The organism is Amycolatopsis sp. GM8 (assembly GCF_021653975.1).
Lineage (GTDB): Bacteria > Actinomycetota > Actinomycetes > Mycobacteriales > Pseudonocardiaceae > Amycolatopsis_E.
The window spans coordinates 909,947-926,924 of record NZ_JAJKFK010000002.1 but is presented as its reverse complement, the minus strand read 5'-3'; the positions used below and the strand labels follow the sequence as shown (position 1 = coordinate 926,924).

Below are 16,978 nucleotides of genomic sequence, written 5' to 3'. Positions count from 1 at the left end.
TGCTCACCCGGCTAAGCGGCGGTGGCGACGGCCTCCGGCTCCTCGGCCGGCACCACCGGCTTCTTCGGCAGGAACAGCGCCGGGACCAGGCAGATCGCGATGAGCACCAGCGCCCAGGTGAACGTGGTCGCGAACGCGCCCGCCGAGGAGCCGGCCGCGGCCTCGTGGGTCTGCGGGTTCGTCAGCAGTGCCGTCGCGGTGAGCTGGCCCTGGCTGGTCGGCACGCCGAACTTCGCGGCGAGCAGGCTGGCCAGGATGATCGACATCAGCGCCGAGCCGATCCCGCCCGCGGCCTGCTGCACGATGTTCATCGCGGTGGACGCGCGGGCGACCGACCGCTGGGTGAGCGTCTGCAGCGCCGCCGCGTTGATCGGCATCATGGTGGCGCCCATGCCGAGCCCCATCACGAACAGGCCGGCCAGCAGCACCGCATACGGCGTGTCGGCGCCGACCTGGGTGAACACAGCCAGGCCCGCGAGGATCACCACGATGCCGGGCAGCACGACCTTGCCCGGCCCGATCTTGTCGGCGAGCCGGCCGCCGATCGGCATCGTGATCATCGCGCCGATGCCCTGCGGCGCCAGCAGCAACCCGGCCTGCAGCGCGGATTCGCCGCGCACCAGCAGGAAGTACGTCGGCAGCACGAGCATCGCGCCGAGGAACGCCACCATGAAGAACGTCATGGTGATCATCGCGACCGCGAACGTCCTGTCCTTGAACAGTTTCAGGTCCACCAGCGGGTTCTCGATCCGCACCGACCGGAGCACGAACGCGACGATCAGCGCGATCCCGACCACCGCGGGCAGCCACACGCCGAGCGACGAGACCCCGCCCTCCGCCGGGATCTTGGACACGCCGAAGATCAGCAGCGCGAGGCCGGGGGACAGCATCAGCATGCCGAGGAAGTCGAACTTCTCGGCCGGGCGCGGGTCGTCCTTCGGCAGGATCCGCCAGGCCAGCAACAGGGCGATGATGCCGATCGGCACGTTGATGTAGAAGATCCAGCGCCAGCTCACCGCGTCGACGAGCCAGCCGCCGAGGATCGGGCCGCCGATCGGGCCGAGCAGCATCGGCACGCCGAGCACCGCCATCACCCGGCCGACCCGGTGCGGGCCCGCCGCCCTGGTCATGATCGTCATGCCGGCCGGCATCAGCATGCCGCCACCGAGGCCCTGCAGGATCCGGAACACGATGAGCGACTCGACGTTCCACGCCATGCCGGCGAGCATCGAGCCGAGCAGGAACAGCGCGATGGACAGCATGTACGGCCGCTTGGAGCCGAACCGGTCACAGGCCCAGCCGGTGACCGGGATGACGGTGGCCAGCGCCAGCATGTAGCCGGTGACGACCCACTGGATGGTGTCGAAGGAGGTCTTGAACTCCAGCGTCAGCGCCTGGAGCGCGACGTTCACGACCGTCGTGTCGAGGATGGCCATGACAGCGCCGAGGATGACCACCCCGGCGATCTTCAGCACCATCGGATCGAGCTTGTCGGAGTCGGCGGGTCTGGGCTCAGCTGTAGTCATGAGATCCGTTTCGGTGAGGAAAAAGGCATGGCGGCAGCCGAGAAAGCGCCGCCCCCTTGCGAAACCCCCTCAACCTGCCATGAAGACTATCGAAACGGAAAAACGAGACGCTACAACTTTTTCGCGGCCGGCTGATTCGCGCGACGAACCGATTACCAGGAGCGACGCAGCAAAAGCAGGGGACCTGCTCCGTGGCTTGAAAGCAGATCCCCCGCGCTGAACTCGGAACTACGAACCGTTCACCGCGATCAGGGCGGTGTCCGCCTGGTCGGCGAAGAAGCCGTCGATGCCGGTCGCCAGGAAAGCCGATTCCTCGGCGAAGATGTCGCCCCACGCCGTGGGATCCGCCGAGGAGCGCAGGTTCGCCGGCAGGAACGTGTTCTCGTTGCGGAACGTGTAAGGCGCCACCTTCAGGCCCGCCTTGTGTGCGTCGCGGACGAGGCTCGTCGGCGCCGCCAGGTTGCCCGCCGCGTCGCGCGGGATGATCTGGTTCTTGTCGGGGCCCAGGTACTCCGCGTACGTCGCGACCTCCTTGAGCCCGGCCGGGGTGACCAGATCGGCATACGTCCGCTTGTCGCCCTTCGCGACGAAGTCCGCGGGCGCACCGGTCGCCGAGGTCAGCTGCAGCAGCGGCACCCGCAGCTGCTTGTGCAGCGCCTTCAGGTTCGACACCTCGAACGACTGGATGATCACCGGCGCGTTCGGCCGGTTCAGCCCGTTCCGGTTGAGGATGTCGACCAGCTTCGGCTCGGTCGGGTTCCCGATGCTCGCGAAGTACGTCGAGTGCTTGACCTCGGGATACGTGCCCAGCGTGCGGTGCAGCTCACGACCGAGCCGCTTGGTCAGGTCCAGCACCTCCTGGAACGTGGCGATCTGCCACCGGCCGTTGTAGATCGTGTTGTGCGGGCGCACGTCCGGGATCCGCTCGGTCGCGCGCAGCGTCTTCAGCTCGGCCAGCGTGAAATCCTCGGTGAACCAGCCCGTCATCGACACCCCGTCGATGACCTTCGTCGCCTTGCGCGACGCGAACTCGGGGTGCTGCGCGACGTCGGTGGTACCGCCGATCTCGGGTTCGTGCCGGGCGACCAGCTGGCCGTCCTTGGTCGGCACGAGGTCCACGTCGACCCAGTTCACGCCCATCCGGTACGCCAGCTCGTACGACGCGAGCGTGTGCTCGGGCCGGTAGCCGGGGGCGCCGCGGTGCCCGACCACCACCGGGCCATGGTCGCCGCCGCGCGTCTCCTCGCCCGCGCTCGACGGACTGGCCAGGCCGAGCAGCGTGAGCCCGGACAACAACGCCACCACCATTCGTTTCCGCATGTTTACTCCCTCGGAACCGGAAAGTCGTCCGGGTCACTCTCATCCCGTACTGCGGCGAAAACGGCAAAACGGGTCGACGGGTCGCTGTCGGGCGGGTGAACTGCAGGTGCGATGGCACGCCGTTTAGGCTCGGGACCGTGCGCGTCCTAGTCATCGGGTCCGGTGCCCGCGAACATGCCCTTGCCCTCGCCGCCGCGCATGATCCGGCGGTGACCGCGCTCGCGTGTGCGCCCGGCAACGCGGGTATCGCGTCGCTGGCCGAACAGCTCGGGGTCGATGTGGCTTCCCCGCAGGCGATCGCCGAGCTGGCCACCGGCTGGCGTGCCGACCTCGTCGTGATCGGGCCCGAGGTGCCGCTGGTCGCCGGTGCCGCGGACGCCGTCCGCAAGACCGGGATCGCCTGCTTCGGCCCGTCCGCGGCGGCCGCCCGGATCGAGGGCTCGAAGTCGTTCGCCAAGGACGTGATGGCCGCGGCGAAGGTCGCCACCGCGCACAGCGAGACCGTCGACAACCCGGCGCATCTCGACGAGGCGCTGGCCCGGTTCGGCCCCACCTGGGTGGTCAAGGACGACGGCCTGGCCGCCGGCAAGGGTGTGGTCGTCACCGCCGACTACGACCAGGCCCGCGCGCATGCGATGACGCTGCTCGACGGCGGCCACCCGGTCCTCTTGGAGTCCTTTTTGGACGGACCTGAGGTGTCGCTGTTCTGCCTCGTCGACGGCCGCACCGTGGTGCCGCTGCTGCCGGCGCAGGACTTCAAGCGGGTCGGCGACGGCGACACCGGGCCCAACACCGGCGGCATGGGCGCCTACGCCCCGCTGCCCTGGGCCCCGGACGGCCTGGTCGAGCAGATCGTCGCCGACATCGTCCAGCCGGTGGTCGACGAGCTTGCGGCGCGCGACACCCCGTTCTCCGGGCTGCTCTACGCCGGGCTCGTGCTGACCGCCGACGGCCCGCAGGTCATCGAGTTCAACTGCCGCTTCGGCGATCCCGAGACCCAGGTCGTGCTCGCCCTGCTGGGCACCCCGATCGCCGGCCTGCTGTACGCGACCGCCACCGGCAAGCTCGCCGAGCACCCGCCGCTGGAATGGCACCCCGGTGCCGCGGTCACCGTGGTGATCGCCGCCGACGGGTACCCGGGGCTCCCGCGGGCGGGCGACGTGATCACCGGCGCCGAGAGCGAGGGTGTGCTGCACGCCGGGACCCGCCGCCGCGACGACGGCGCCATCGTCGCGCACGGCGGGCGCGTGCTGTCCGTCGTCGGCCTGGGCGCGGATCTCGCCGCTGCCCGGGAACAGGCGTATGAGCGAGTCGCGAAGGTGCATCTCGCCGGCTCCCACCACCGCACGGACATCGCTTCGCGGGCGGCTGGTGGGGAAGTGACGATCCCCGCCCGATAAAGGGAACTACAACCCGAGTTCACGCGTCCATTGGTAGCCTGCTGAGGAAACCGGCGGTCACCGTCCGTACCCGGGAGAGTGCGCACCATGGCAGAAACCACCGTGAGCACGTTGAGTACCGCCGTACCGTCCGTGCCCGCCGCGATGGACATCCACGTGCGCCCGGACCAGGTGCTGCAGGTCGCCAAGATCATCAACGACCAGGCGGACGCGCTCACCGACCGGGTCCGCAAGCTGCTGATCGAGCTGAACATCGACGCCCCGGCGCAGGACGTGGTCAGCGCCACCGCGGTCGAGGCGTGGAACAGGGTGGTGGCGCGCGGGGACGGCTCGTACGCCCATCGGGTGCAGAACTACATCGAGCAGCTGCGGCATCTGGCCACTCAGCTGCGCAACGCGGCGGGCAGCTACCAGGCGGGCGAGGACGAGAAGATCGCCGCGCTCGGGGATCGCCATGCCGCCGAAAAGTAGCGCGCTGGTCGTGCTCGCGGTCGTCACGCTCAGTGGCTGCACGGCGAGCGTGGGCGGGGTCAGCGCGCCGCCGTACTCCACGTCCACGGCGCCCGAACTGCTCTCGCGTACCAAGGACCTGTCCCTGGAGGGCGCGGATCCGTGCGCGTTGCTCAGCACGGCGCAGCTGGACCAGCTGAAGGAGAACGGCGCGCCGCGGCGGCTCGCGGTCATCGACGAACGGGACGGCCCCACCTGCGCCTTCGACGTCGACGCCGCGCCGCCGACGTACACCTACTACGTCGAGACGATCATCACGGCGGACGTCCAGGACTGGCTCACCGGCCGCCACCACAAGACGAGCATGACCCAGCAGCCCGTCGACGTGCCCGGGTTCCCCGCGCTCGTCAACTTCGCGCCGAGCGACGGCATCCAGGACTGCGAGACGCTGGTCGGCGTCGCGGACGGGCAGACCCTGCGGGCCGAGACGGCCGCGGACGACAAGTCGTTCACCCAGCAGCAACTGTGCGCTATGTCCACCACCGTGGCGAAGATGGCGGTCGAGACCTTGGAGACGGTGAAATGAGCACCTTCGACAGCACTCGCTACGACATCCCGACGCTCGTCGAGAAGCTGCGTGACCAGCGCTTCGACGGCTACGACCCGGAAAGCCTCGCGCTCGAGGTGGAGAAGTTCCGCGACGGCGGCGGAACCGCCAGCATGGGGGACGCGGTCGACGCGCTCAAGCAGGTCGCCGGCGCGCTCTCGAACACCGACACGACGCTGCGCGACCAGCTCGCCGCGCTCGGGGTGTCCTGGCAGAGCGAGGCCGGCGGGCAGGCGAGCGCCGTGATGTCCGAGCAGGCCGGGTTCTCCGCCGACGCCAACACGAAGGTCGCGCAGTCCGCGCAGCTGATCTTCGAACAGGGCGAGGCGTTCAACCGCACCAAGAACAAGCTGCCCGACCCGGAGGCGCTCCGCCAGGGCGGCGGTGGCTACACGATGTCCGACACGCTGTTCAGCCTGTTCGGTTTCGAGACCGACCACGCGGCGAGCGTCAAGGCGGGGGCCGAGGCGAAGGCGCAGGCGGTCGACGCGCTCAACGCGTACGCCCACGACAGCGGCAACTACCTCGCGTCCTCGCAGCCGGTGGACGGTCCGCCGCAGTCGATGAACCTGCTGGCCGCCCCCGGTGCCGCAGTCGAGTCGGTCGGCGGGCCCACGATCGAGCCGGTTCCGCCGGTGCCGGACGTGCCCGCCACCTCGCCGACCATCGCGGCGAGCGCGAAGGACGTCCTGGTCCACGCGACGCCGGTCGTCGCCGCGGCACCACCTCCGCCACCGATCGCGCACAACGCGCCGACGCCGCCGATCGGCATTCCGGCGGCCTCATACCAGACGGGTGGCGGCGGGGTCACGACGCCGTCGCAGGCGACCACCCCGAGCGCCGCCGCGCCGCCGGCTTCCGGCCCGGTGACCGAGCCGGTCGGCGGGCTCGTCGGCGGGTCCCAGCAGCGGCCCGGCCAGCAGGACAGCGTGCTGCGCCCTGGCTCCGGACCGGTCCAGTCCGGCCCCGGTGGCGTCCCGATCACGCCGGGACAGCAGCCCGGACAGTCGCTGGGGCAGCAGCCCGGGCAGCAGATGACCGGCGGCGTGAGTGGTGGGGTCGTCAGCGGCGGCCCCGGCGGTACACCCGGCGAAAGCGGCGCGAAGTCGTCCGGCGCGTGGGGAAAGCCCGCCGCAGGTGTACCGGGCGTCCCGCAGAGCGGCGGCGAAGCGTTGCTGGGCAAGGGAAAGACGTTCGGGTCGGTGCCCGGCGCGTCGAGCGGGGTCACGAATGTCGGGCCCGGGTTCTCGACCATTCGGGCCGCGGGTGGCATCGGTGCGCTCGCCGACAGCGCGCCCGCGATCGGCGCGGCGGGACTGGGTGGCGTGACCAGCGGCGAGAACGAACGCGAGCGATCTCCCCGTGGGGCGGTGCGAGGCGGGCAGCAGCTGCCCATCGGCGACCTGCCGGAGGAAGAGGAAGCGCTGCGGGCCCGCAAGGCCACGCCGGAGCCGCCGAGCGCCGAGCGCACCCGGTCGATCCTCGAACCGGCGGCGACGCAGGACGGCGAGGAGGACGGCCAGCACGTGCGGCGGTACGGCGTGGACGACCGGGACCTCTTCGCCGACCAGCGTGAGGTCTCCGTGGACGTCATCGACAGCAAACGGCTGCCGGAAGCGTGAACGCCCCGCGCGGCAGCCTCGTGCTGTCCACTTTGGAGTTCGACGTGCTGTGGGAGGCCGAGCGGCTGCCGCCACGGCATCCCGCCCTGCAGGTGCAGAGCCCCGGCCGCACGCACAGCGAGCGGCGCGCCCTGGTCGACGGAGCGTGGCAGGCGCTGGGTGAACGGCGGCTGGCGCGCGGCACCCGCGCGTCGGCGGATCTCGTCGACCAGCTGAACCTGCTCGCCCACCCGAAGGTCAGCATCGACGTATGGGTCTGGACCGGCCGGGAGATCAAGGGGCTCGCGGTCAGCATCGGCAGCCAGGCCCTGCTGGCGGTCGTCGACCGCGACGAGGTGTGGCTGATCCCGGCGCGGGACACCTCGCTGCCGGAGTCCGCGGTCTCGGTCGCCGGTGAGCTGCACGGCGGGATAGGGCACTCGGTGAGCGTGCCGCACCGGATCGTGCAGGCGGCTGACGCGGATGCCAAGGGCGACCCGAAAGCGCTGGTCACGGCGCTGGAGGACCGGGGCGTCGGGCTGGCGGAGGCACAGGAGCTGGCCGGCATGATGGTCGGTATGACCGCGCGCGGCCAGTTCGGCGTCGAGCGCCTGCGCCGCGACGGCACGATGCGGCGCGGTGAGCGGGTGGTGGCGTTCCACGACACCGACGCGGGCCGGTACCTCGTGCAGCTCGGCGCCGGGGTCGACGGCGACTGGGTGACCGTCGCGCCCGCCGACAACCAGCTGCTCGCGATCCGGATCTGGGAATTGCTGGAAGACGTGTGAGCCTCCGTTCCGGGTGCTAGAAAGATCTCGGAACCGCTACCGCGACGAAGCCGTCGAAACAGGTGAGGTTCGCGCGAAGGGGGATGACGAGGGTGCTGCAGAGCGATCCGGAATCGATGGAGCGGGTGGCCGGCAAGGTCGAGGTCCTGCACGACCATTTCAAGGATTCGAAGCAGAAAATGGTCGGCGTCGCGGGCCCGAACCCGTTCGGCGAGATCAAGCATCCCGATCACGTACCCGCGCCCGGTGAGCACCCGTCGGAGCACGCGGTCAACACCCTGCAGACCTACCGGGACCGTATGCACGGCGAGTTCGACGCGGCGGCCGACCTGATGAAGTCGACCGGCGGCGCCCTGCGGGAGGCCGCGCGCGCCATGCGCGGCACCGATGACGCGGCGGCGGACAGCCTGACCGTCAAGGACGGAAGTCTGGACCTATGAGCGCGAAAGCCGAGTTCCCGCCGAACTGGAACGACGTCGAGACGAAGGCGCAGCAGGTCGCGAACGTGCGCCCGGCGGCCATCCAGGGTGTCGCGGACCAGTTCAAGCAGGCGTCGAAGGACTCCGCGGACCACACCGTCGCGCTGCGCAACGCGACCGCGGGGCTCGGCGGCGGCACCTGGAGCGGCCCGCAGGCGGACGCGTTCTTCGACTACGTCAAGAAGATCGGGGACGCGGGGCAGCGGGTCAACGACCACCTCGACGAGGTCTCGGGCGAGCTGGGCAACCTGCAGGGCTTCCTGGACCGCACGCAGAAGGAAGTGCAGCAGCTGCGCGACGACGCGCACGGCCGGATCGACACCCTCAACCAGCAGGCGCAGGCGGCGGCCGACTCGGCACAGGCGCAGATCGACGCGGTGAACTCGCACAGGCAGGGCGCGACCATGCCGGCCCAGTCGCCGGACGCGATCATCGCGCAGAACACCCAGGCCACGACGGCCATCGCGACGGACGCGACGACCCAGATCGGCGGCAAGCTCGACGGCGCCAACCAGGAGATCCAGCGCGTGATGGGCCTGGTGCAGAAGGACGTCGAGGGCGGGTACTCGTCCGTGCCGCCGCTGGGCAAGCGCCCGACGTCGATGAAGAGCACCGGCGGCCTGCACGGCGGCGGTTCCGGCGGGGGCGGCGGCGGTGGGGGCGGCGGCATGGGCCCCAGCGGCGGCCCGCCGGTCGGTCAGCCGCCCGGCAACGTGCAGCAGTGGATCGAAGAGGCGATCAAGGAGCTGCAGGCGGCGGGCGTCAACGTCACGGACGCGGACATCAAGAACATCTGGGCGATCATCCAGCACGAGTCCGGCGGTAACCCTAACGCGATCAACCTGTGGGACTCGAACGCCACGGCCGGGCACCCGTCCAAGGGCCTGATGCAGTGCATCGACTCGACGTTCAACGGGAACAAGCTGCCCGGCCACGACAACATCTACAACCCGGTGGACAACATCATCGCGGGCGTGCGGTACACGATCGGCCGGTACGGCAGCATCGCGAACACGCCGGGTCTCGCGTCGATGGCCCACGGTGGTGGGTACGTCGGTTACTGAGGCACCCTAAATACATGGTCGATTTCCCCGGTCCCTCCCGGCGTTCGGATGTCGCGCCGTTCCATGTGATGGACGTGCTGTCCGCCGCGCAGGCGCGACAGCGCACGCACGGCGACGTGATCTCGCTGGCCGCGGGCCAGCCGACCGCGGGCGCGCCGCGGCCGGTGCTCGACGCGGCGGAACGCGCGCTGCGCGAACAAAATCTCGGTTACACCGTCCAGCTCGGCATTCCCGAGCTGCGCGAAGCGATCGCGGGCCACTACGACCACCGCTACGGGCTGGAGATCAGCCCGGAGGACGTCATCGTCACCACCGGTTCGTCCGGCGGCTTCATGCTGTCCTTCCTCTCCGCCTTCGACGCCGGTGACCGGGTCGCGATGGCCCGGCCCGGCTACCCGGCGTACCGGAACCTGTTGTCCGCCTTGGGTTGTGAGGTCGTCGAGTTCCAGACCGACGACGCGACGCGCTTCCAGCCGACCGTGGAAATCCTCGACGAGCTGGGCCCCATCTCCGGTCTCGTGGTCGCCAGCCCGACCAACCCGGCCGGAACCGTGCTGCCGCCCGGTGAACTGGCCGCGATCGCCGGCTGGTGCGCGGCACGCGGGGTGCAGCTGATCAGCGACGAGATCTACCACGGCATCTCCTACGACACCGAACTCGGCTGTGCCTGGCAGAGCTCGACCGAGGCGATCGTGCTCGGCTCGTTCTCCAAGTACTTCGCGATGACCGGCTGGCGGCTGGGCTGGATGCTGGTGCCGCGCCGGCTGCACCGCGCGGTCGACGTGCTCACCGGCAACCTCAACATCTGCGCGCCCGCGCTCGCCCAGCACGCCGCGGTCGCCGCGTTCGAGCCCGCGTCGTACGACGAGCTGGACGGGCATGTCGCGCACTACCGCGCGAACCGGGACCTGCTGCTCGACGGCCTGCGCGGGATCGGCCTGGACCGGGTCGCGCCGGTCGACGGGGCCTTCTACGCCTATGTCGACGTCTCCAAGCACACCACCGAAAGCCTCAGCTGGTGCCAGCGCCTGCTGGCCGACACCGGGGTCGCCATCACGCCGGGGATCGACTTCGACCCGGTGCACGGTGGCGAGTACGTCCGGTTCTCGTTCGCCGGCGCGACCGGGGAGGTCGCCGAGGGCGTGCGCCGCCTGGGCGAGTGGCTGCCGTCAGGGGGAACCCCGGCTTTCCCCTGAACGTTTCCCCAACAGCGAGCTTTGCCGCCGGAAACCTGGGAGCCTTGCTCGTAGTGGGCCGGACGGCCCGCGAGGTAACCGGAGGGATGCCATGTTCTGGAAGATAGTCGGGGCACTGATCCTCGCCTGGCTGGCGTTTCTGGTGATCGGATCGGTGGTCGGCTTCCTGCTCAAGGCCATAATCTGGATCGCCGTCATCGGTGGCGTCGCCTTCCTCGGCACCGCCGCCTATCGCGCCATCTCGAACCGCAAGGAACCGAAGCGCCTGCGCTAGACCTCGGCTTGCGCGGGGCCGGCACCGCGCCACCGGTGCGCACGCAGTCCCACTGCGCGCGCACCGTCTACATTGGACTGACGATCGTCGAAGAACAGGCACTCGCCCGGCTCCGCGCCGATGCGGTCGAGCAACAGCTCGAAGATCGCCCGGTCCGGCTTCGCGACTCCCACGTCGCCGGAGAACACCCGGACCTTGAAAAGCTTGGCCCAGTCCTGTTTCTCGGCGTGCCGGGCGAACGACGACGGCGCGTTCGACAGCAACGCCAGACCCGCGCCGGCCACGGCCAGCGCGGAAACCAGCTCCAGCGACGAGGGCTCGAGCGTGGACCAGCCCTCGACATCGATCCGGGTCAGAGTGTCCGAAGTGGACTCATCGACGGGCACGCCGAGCGCTTCACCGATCGCGCCCCAGTACTCGAGATCCGTGCCGCCACGGTCATACCGGTCGCGAAAACCCCAGTAATGCGGCTCGAAATCGGCCAGCCCGACGCCGAGCGTGGAAGCCAGCTTCGGCAGCGCTTCAGTTCTGCTGGAGATCACTTCGCCATAGTCGAAAATGATCCAGCTCACTGATGGCCCCCAGCTTTGATCCGGCGCAACGCCTCTTCGACATCCGCCATCGACAGGTCACGGTGCGTCACGAACCTTACCCTGCCGCCGAGGGCCGAGGCCCGGACGCCAAGTGCACCGAGCGATTCGAGCGTCACCGCCAGATCCGCGACCCTGGCGAGCACGATGTTGGTCTCGGGTGTGTTGACCTCCCAGCCGAGTTCGGCCAGCCCGGCGCTGAGCTTGCGGGCCTTTTCGTGGTCCTCGGCCAGGTCACCGATGCGGTCGAGGGCGACCAGCGCGGCCGCGGCGAGCACACCGCCCTGGCGCACCCCGCCACCGAGCATCTGCCGCATCCGGCGCGCGCGCTCGACGAAACTCGCGCTGCCCGCGACGACCGAACCGACCGGGGCGCCGAGGCCCTTGGAGAAGCAGGCCGAAACCGTGTCGACGCCGACGGTCAGCGCTGCGGGCGGCAGGCCGAGCGCGGTCGCGGCATGCCAGATCCGGGCGCCGTCGAGGTGCACGCGCAGTCCGGCCTGGCGTGCGGTGGACAGCAGCTGCGCGTGCTCGTGCGGCGGGATGACCGCGCCGCCCGACGCGTTGTGCGTGTTCTCCAGGCACAGCAACGTCGTGCGCAGCACGTAGTACGGCGCGCCGCGCGGGCCGATCGCGGCGGCGAGCGTCTCCGGGGTCGGCCGGCCCGGGCCGGCGTCGTGCTCCAGCGGGTCCGGCATGCCACCGGCGAGCCAGGCCGCGGAGCCCAGTTCGTTCTGCAGCACGTGCGCACCGCGCGGCGCGAGGAAGCGATCACCGCGCTGCAGGTGCACGCTGAGAGCGATGAGGTTGGCCATCGTCCCGCTCGGCGTGAAGAGCGCGGCCGGCATGCCGAGCACCGCCGCGGCCCGCACTTCGAGGGCTTCCACGGTCGGATCACGATCGAGTACGTTGTCCCCCACCTCAGCGGAAGCCATCGCTCTCCGCATCGCTTCGTCCGGCTGGGTGACAGTGTCCGAGCGGAAATCGAGCGATTTGGTCTCAGGTGAGGTCACGGTTAGATCACATCACACGCACTAGTTGATCTACAACCCGCTATGCAACCGTAACGGGCACTAAATCCGTCTAGCCCAGTGAGATTGCCGGGGAGGCCGGTGGACGAGCACGACGAGCAGGAGTTCGCGGAGTACTTCGCCGCCAAGCGGGACTCCGTGCGGCGAACCGCGTACCTGCTCTGCGGCGACTGGCATCGCGCGGACGATCTCGCGCAGACGGCGTTCGTCGCGGTGCACCGCAGGTGGAACCGCATCCGCGACCGCGGCGCGATCGACGCCTACCTGCGGACGACGCTGGTCCGGGCCTCGATCGACGAGTCCCGGCGGCCCTGGCGGCGCGAGCAGCAGGTCGAACGGCTGCCCGAGCCGGAGCCGACGGGCGTGCGGCTCGACGAGCAGGTCGCGTTGCGCGCGGACCTGCTGGCCGGCCTGAAGGAGGTGCCGCCGAAGCAGCGGGCAGTGCTCGTGCTGCGGTACTTCGAAGGGCTGGACGTGGCCGGTGTCGCGAAGGCGCTGGGCTGCAGCGAAGGAAACGTGAAGAGCCAGACGGCACGCGGGCTCGCGCACCTGCGGACCGCACTCGGAGAGGAGGTGGAGACGCGTGGATGAGAAGGACCTGGAGACCCTGTTCCGGGCCGCGCCCGGCGATCCGCCGCCGCCCGGGTTCGGCCTCGCGGACGTCACGGCGGCTTCGGCGCGGGCGAGCGCGCGCCGGCGGTCGGCGGTGCTGCTTTCCGCCGTTTGTGCGGTGCTCGTGCTCGGTGGTGCCGGAATCGCCGGGTTGTCCTACTTTCGATCTACGGAGATGTCGACGGCGCAACCGGTGAGTGCGCCCGAACGTCCTCCGAATGCCTTTCCCAATCCCACGCCCTTGCAGGGAAGCGGCGGGAACGGGAAGGACGGCCCGCGGGCCGAAGGCACCTCCGGGTGCGAAAAGGTCGACCGGGAGCTCGCCACTGCCCTCGCTGGCGAGCTCCCGGCGACCGGGGGGACCGAGCCGATACCCGGCCCCGTCTGTCCGACGGCCACCCGTTCGGCGGGGTTCCACGTCACGGACGGCGACCGGAACGGGGTCGTTTCGGTGACCGTGTTCCCGGCCGGCATGCCGGTGGGGGTGCCCGCGACGTCCGCGTCGGCCCAGCAGCTCACGGCGAGTGGCGGCACGATCCTGGTGCTGAGTACTCCGGACGCGGGTAGCGCACCGCCCCTTCAGACAGACCTGGCCCGCATTGCCGCGGCGTTGGGCGGCCATTTCTAAAATCAGGGAATGACCGCCGCCAGCACGCCGAAAGGCGAGCGCAGGCGCGCCGCCCTCATCGAGGCCGCCGCCGAACTGCTCGTCGAGGGCGGCTTCGACGCGATCCGGCACCGCGCGGTCGCCGAACGCGCCGGCCTGCCGCTGGCGTCGACCACCTATTACTTCGACTCGCTCGACGACCTGGTCACCGCCGCCGTCGAGTATCGCGGCCGGTTCGAGCTGGACCAGGGCCGCGAGCAGCTGGACAAGCTCAGCACCGAACCACGCGGCGTGGACACCCTCGTCGAAATGGTGCTCGACCAGCTGCTCGGCGAAGACACCGCGTACGAAGCTGTGCTGCTGCGCTACGAACGGCTTGTCACCACCGGCCGCCGGCCGTACCTGCGCCCGGTGATGCGGGCGATGCAGGTCGAGTTCCACGCGCTGCTCGCCGAGATCTTCGCCCGTTCCGGTAAACCGATCGACGGCAAGCGCCTCGCGCAGCTGATCGCGCTGGTGGACGGAGCCGTGGTCAACGCGTTCATCGAGGTCGATCCCGATCCGCGCGGCGTCGCCCGCGCCATGCTGCGCGAAGCTCTCGCCTAATCTGGGGAGGTGACGAAGCCCAGCATCCCGAACGTGCTCGCCGCCCGCTACGCCTCGCCCGAGCTGGTCGCTCTGTGGTCGCCCGAGCGGAAGGTGACGCTGGAGCGCGAGCTGTGGATCGCGGTGCTGCGTGCCCAGAAGGAGCTCGGCGTCGACGTGCCGGACGGGGTCGTCGAGGACTACGAGCGCGTGCTCGGCCAGGTCGACCTGGCGTCGATCGCCGACCGTGAGCGGGTCACGCGGCACGACGTGAAGGCGCGGATCGAGGAGTTCAACGCGCTCGCCGGGCACGAGCACGTGCACAAGGGCATGACTTCGCGTGACCTCACCGAGAACGTCGAGCAGCTGCAGATCCGCCGGTCGCTGGAGCTGCTGCGCGGTCGCGTGGCGGCGCTGCTGGCGAAGCTCGCCGGGCTCGCCGTCGAGCACGAGGACCTGGTGATGGCCGGCCGCTCGCACAACGTCGCGGCGCAGGCGACCACGCTGGGCAAGCGTTTCGCCACCGCGACCGACGAGCTGCTGGTCGCGTTCGAGCGCCTGGACGACCTGACCGCCCGGTACCCGCTGCGCGGTATCAAGGGCCCGGTCGGCACCGCGCAGGACATGCTGGACCTGCTCGGCAGCAAGTCCACTTTGGACCTTCTGGAGCGCCGGATCGCCGAGCACCTCGGGTTTTCCCGCACGTTCACCAGCGTCGGCCAGGTGTATCCGCGGTCGCTGGACTTCGACGTGCTCTCCGCGCTCGTGCAGCTGGCCGCCGCGCCGTCGAGCCTGGCCAAGACGATCCGGCTGATGGCGGGCCACGAGCTGGTGACCGAGGGCTTCAAACCCGGCCAGGTCGGCTCGTCGGCCATGCCGCACAAGATGAACACGCGGTCGTGCGAGCGGGTCAACGGGCTCGCGGTCGTGCTGCGCGGCTACCTGTCGATGATCGGCGAGCTGGCCGGCGACCAGTGGAACGAGGGCGACGTGTCGGACTCGGTGGTGCGCCGGGTCGCGCTGCCCGACGCGTTCTTCGCGCTCGACGGCCTGCTCGAGACGTTCCTGACGGTGCTGAACGAGTTCGGCGCCTTCCCCGCGGTGGTGGCCCGCGAGCTGGACCGCTACCTGCCGTTCCTGGCGACCACGAAGGTGCTGATGGCCGCGGTGCGCGGCGGGGTCGGCCGTGAGACGGCGCACGAGGCGATCAAGGAGAACGCGGTCGCCGTCGCGCTCGCGATGCGCGAGGAAGGCTTGACCCGCAACGATCTGCTGGACCGGCTCGCGGCGGACGAGCGGTTGCCGCTCACCCGCGAGGACCTGGACCGGCTGCTCGCGGACCGGCTGTCGTTCACCGGCGTGGCGACCGCGCAGGTCGCGACGATCGTGAAGCACGTCGAGAGCGTGCTCGCCCGGTTCCCGGAGGCGACGAACTACGTACCCGCGCCGATTCTGTAGGAATTCGGCACCCTGGTAGCGGGGTGTAATTCGCAGGTAAGCGCAAAGCCACTTTCGACTGGGCTAATAGTGGTATGGACGCCCGTCTGCTGGTCTCGCTGTCCGGCATCGGCCCCCGGACGCTGCATCGCTGCGCCGACCTCGCGGCCGAGCTGGACCAGCGGAAAGTCCCGTTGTCCCTGCTGTTCGCCCCGCACCTGGCCCGCACGGCCGCGGTGACCGAGTGGGTCCGCAACCGGACTCGCCTCGGCGACGGGCTGCTGCTCCACGGTTACGACCACCGGATCGCCCCGGCGCATCGCGCGCACTTCGGGCGCAAGGCCGAGTTCGCGGCGCTGCCCGCGCACGAGGCGCGGCTGCGGCTGATCGCCGCGCAGGCCGCGTTCGACCGGGCCGGGCTGGTCGCCGACGGGTTCGCGCCGCCGCGCTGGCTCGCCTCGCGCGGCACGCTGGAAGCCTTGCGTGGTCAGGGTTTCCGGCTCTGCGCGGACGTGAACGCGATCCACGACCTGCAGACCGGTGAGGTGCACCGGGCGCGGATCCAGGACTTCGCGAGTTCCTCGCAGCGCACCGAGACGCTGCGTGCCTTCGCGCTGGTGCTCTCCTCCGCGCGGGCGGCGCGGCGCGGCGGGCTGGTGCGGCTCGGCGTGGACGCGATCGACCTGGCGCGGCCCGGCCTCCGGCAGGCGCTGCTCGACGCCGTCGACGTCGCCTTGGAGAACCGGGCCTTCGGCACCACGTATCAGAGCTTGACGGCCTCGCCGCGGGGCGCGACCAGGACCTCGGTGCCCTCGGGCGCGAGGTTGGTGAACAACCCGTAGTGCATAGCCGGGTTCGCGAGCACCGCCTCGTGGATCGGCACGGCGACGCGCGGCCCGACCGCGCGCAGGAAGTCGACCGCCTCGCCGGCCTTGAGCCACGGCGCGCCGGTCGGCAGGCCGAGCACGTCGATCTTCTGCTCGGGCACGTGGAACGAGTCGCCGGGGTGGTAGAAGGCGCCGTGCTCGAAGATCAGCCCGACGTTCGGGATGACCGGGATGTCCTGGTGGATCACCGCGTGCTCGCCGCCGACCGCGTTGACCGCCGTGCCGCCGATGTCGAAGGCGTCGCCGGGGCGAACGATCTGGAACTCGACGCCGAGCTTCGCGACGGTCTCCTCGGTGCCCGGGTCGATGAACAGCTTCGCGGCCGGGTTCGCCTCGAGCAGCGCGGGCAGCTTCGCCGGGTCGATGTGGTCGAAGTGCTGGTGGGTGATGAAGACCGCGGACAGCTCGCGTTCGGCGTCGAATCCTTCGGAGAACGCGCCGGGGTCGACGAGGATCCGCGCGTTCCCGGTCTCCAGCAGGACACAGGCGTGTCCGAAGTGGACGATTCGCATGTATTCACTCCT

Annotated in this window: 19 protein-coding genes; 14 read left to right on the top strand and 5 right to left on the bottom strand. The window is 70.3% G+C overall.

Features of this window, described 5'->3' with window-relative positions; genetic code table 11:
* Positions 1-11: 11 nt before the first annotated feature.
* Both LOZ83_RS11950 and LOZ83_RS11945 read right to left on the bottom strand, forming a co-directional pair.
* Positions 12-1,526, bottom strand: coding sequence for a DHA2 family efflux MFS transporter permease subunit (locus LOZ83_RS11950; RefSeq protein WP_236790519.1), 1,515 nt, complete (start codon positions 1,524-1,526; stop codon positions 12-14).
* Between the two features lie 228 nt (positions 1,527-1,754).
* Positions 1,755-2,846, bottom strand: a complete 1,092-nt coding sequence (locus tag LOZ83_RS11945) for a glycerophosphodiester phosphodiesterase (protein WP_236790518.1) — start codon at positions 2,844-2,846, stop codon at positions 1,755-1,757.
* A gap of 137 nt (positions 2,847-2,983) precedes the next feature.
* On the opposite strand from LOZ83_RS11945, the gene purD reads away from it, so the two are divergent.
* From purD to LOZ83_RS11900, 9 genes are all read left to right on the top strand, one after another.
* Positions 2,984-4,246: a phosphoribosylamine--glycine ligase gene (gene purD, locus LOZ83_RS11940; protein ID WP_236790517.1), complete on the top strand. Its 1,263-nt coding sequence runs from the start codon at positions 2,984-2,986 to the stop codon at positions 4,244-4,246.
* Positions 4,247-4,333: 87 nt separating this feature from the next.
* Complete coding sequence (locus LOZ83_RS11935) at positions 4,334-4,717, top strand: PE domain-containing protein (RefSeq protein WP_236790516.1); 384 nt, start codon at positions 4,334-4,336, stop codon at positions 4,715-4,717.
* On the top strand, positions 4,701-5,282 hold the full coding sequence (locus LOZ83_RS11930; RefSeq protein ID WP_236790515.1) for a DUF3558 domain-containing protein: 582 nt from the start codon (positions 4,701-4,703) through the stop codon (positions 5,280-5,282). The genes LOZ83_RS11935 and LOZ83_RS11930 overlap by 17 nt, the downstream gene beginning before the upstream one ends.
* Entirely contained in the window at positions 5,279-6,925 is a 1,647-nt protein-coding gene (locus LOZ83_RS11925) for a hypothetical protein (RefSeq protein WP_236790514.1), read from the top strand. The genes LOZ83_RS11930 and LOZ83_RS11925 overlap by 4 nt, the downstream gene beginning before the upstream one ends.
* Complete coding sequence (locus LOZ83_RS11920; RefSeq protein WP_236790513.1) at positions 6,922-7,692, top strand: ESX secretion-associated protein EspG; 771 nt, start codon at positions 6,922-6,924, stop codon at positions 7,690-7,692. The genes LOZ83_RS11925 and LOZ83_RS11920 overlap by 4 nt, the downstream gene beginning before the upstream one ends.
* Before the next feature lie 83 nt (positions 7,693-7,775).
* Positions 7,776-8,132: a hypothetical protein gene (locus LOZ83_RS11915; protein ID WP_236790512.1), complete on the top strand. Its 357-nt coding sequence runs from the start codon at positions 7,776-7,778 to the stop codon at positions 8,130-8,132.
* Positions 8,129-9,235 carry a transglycosylase SLT domain-containing protein gene (locus LOZ83_RS11910; protein ID WP_236790511.1) on the top strand — a complete coding sequence of 369 codons (1,107 nt, stop codon included), beginning with the start codon at positions 8,129-8,131 and terminating at the stop codon, positions 9,233-9,235. Before LOZ83_RS11915 ends, LOZ83_RS11910 begins: the two co-directional genes overlap by 4 nt.
* Positions 9,236-9,249: 14 nt before the next feature.
* Positions 9,250-10,431, top strand: coding sequence for a pyridoxal phosphate-dependent aminotransferase (locus LOZ83_RS11905; protein ID WP_236790510.1), 1,182 nt, complete (start codon positions 9,250-9,252; stop codon positions 10,429-10,431).
* 91 nt (positions 10,432-10,522) lie between these two features.
* Positions 10,523-10,705, top strand: a complete 183-nt coding sequence (locus tag LOZ83_RS11900; RefSeq protein WP_236790509.1) for a hypothetical protein — start codon at positions 10,523-10,525, stop codon at positions 10,703-10,705.
* Here the strand turns inward: LOZ83_RS11900 and LOZ83_RS11895 are convergent.
* A complete protein-coding gene (locus tag LOZ83_RS11895; RefSeq protein WP_236790508.1) occupies positions 10,702-11,277 on the bottom strand; it encodes an HAD family phosphatase in 576 nt (191 codons plus the stop codon). The two genes, LOZ83_RS11900 and LOZ83_RS11895, sit on opposite strands and share 4 nt — an antisense overlap.
* Positions 11,274-12,230, bottom strand: coding sequence for a GntG family PLP-dependent aldolase (locus tag LOZ83_RS11890; protein ID WP_236790507.1), 957 nt, complete (start codon positions 12,228-12,230; stop codon positions 11,274-11,276). The genes LOZ83_RS11895 and LOZ83_RS11890 overlap by 4 nt, the downstream gene beginning before the upstream one ends.
* Positions 12,231-12,407: 177 nt before the next feature.
* Here LOZ83_RS11890 and LOZ83_RS11885 point away from each other — a divergent pair, with 177 nt between their 5' ends.
* From LOZ83_RS11885 to LOZ83_RS11865, 5 genes are all read left to right on the top strand, one after another.
* Positions 12,408-12,917, top strand: a complete 510-nt coding sequence (locus LOZ83_RS11885; RefSeq protein ID WP_236790506.1) for a SigE family RNA polymerase sigma factor — start codon at positions 12,408-12,410, stop codon at positions 12,915-12,917.
* Complete coding sequence (locus LOZ83_RS11880; RefSeq protein ID WP_236790505.1) at positions 12,910-13,566, top strand: hypothetical protein; 657 nt, start codon at positions 12,910-12,912, stop codon at positions 13,564-13,566. Before LOZ83_RS11885 ends, LOZ83_RS11880 begins: the two co-directional genes overlap by 8 nt.
* Positions 13,567-13,575: 9 nt before the next feature.
* Positions 13,576-14,151 carry a TetR/AcrR family transcriptional regulator gene (locus LOZ83_RS11875; protein WP_236790504.1) on the top strand — a complete coding sequence of 192 codons (576 nt, stop codon included), beginning with the start codon at positions 13,576-13,578 and terminating at the stop codon, positions 14,149-14,151.
* Between the two features lie 9 nt (positions 14,152-14,160).
* Positions 14,161-15,588, top strand: a complete 1,428-nt coding sequence (purB, locus tag LOZ83_RS11870) for an adenylosuccinate lyase (protein ID WP_236790503.1) — start codon at positions 14,161-14,163, stop codon at positions 15,586-15,588.
* A gap of 74 nt (positions 15,589-15,662) precedes the next feature.
* Positions 15,663-16,409, top strand: a complete 747-nt coding sequence (locus LOZ83_RS11865; RefSeq protein ID WP_236790502.1) for a DUF2334 domain-containing protein — start codon at positions 15,663-15,665, stop codon at positions 16,407-16,409.
* On the opposite strand, the gene LOZ83_RS11860 is transcribed toward LOZ83_RS11865, so the two are convergent.
* The gene (locus tag LOZ83_RS11860) at positions 16,331-16,966 is read right to left on the bottom strand and encodes an MBL fold metallo-hydrolase (protein ID WP_236790501.1); all 636 of its coding nucleotides are present in this window, start codon (positions 16,964-16,966) and stop codon (positions 16,331-16,333) included. The genes LOZ83_RS11865 and LOZ83_RS11860 overlap by 79 nt on opposite strands.
* Between the last annotated feature and the right edge of the window lie 12 nt (positions 16,967-16,978).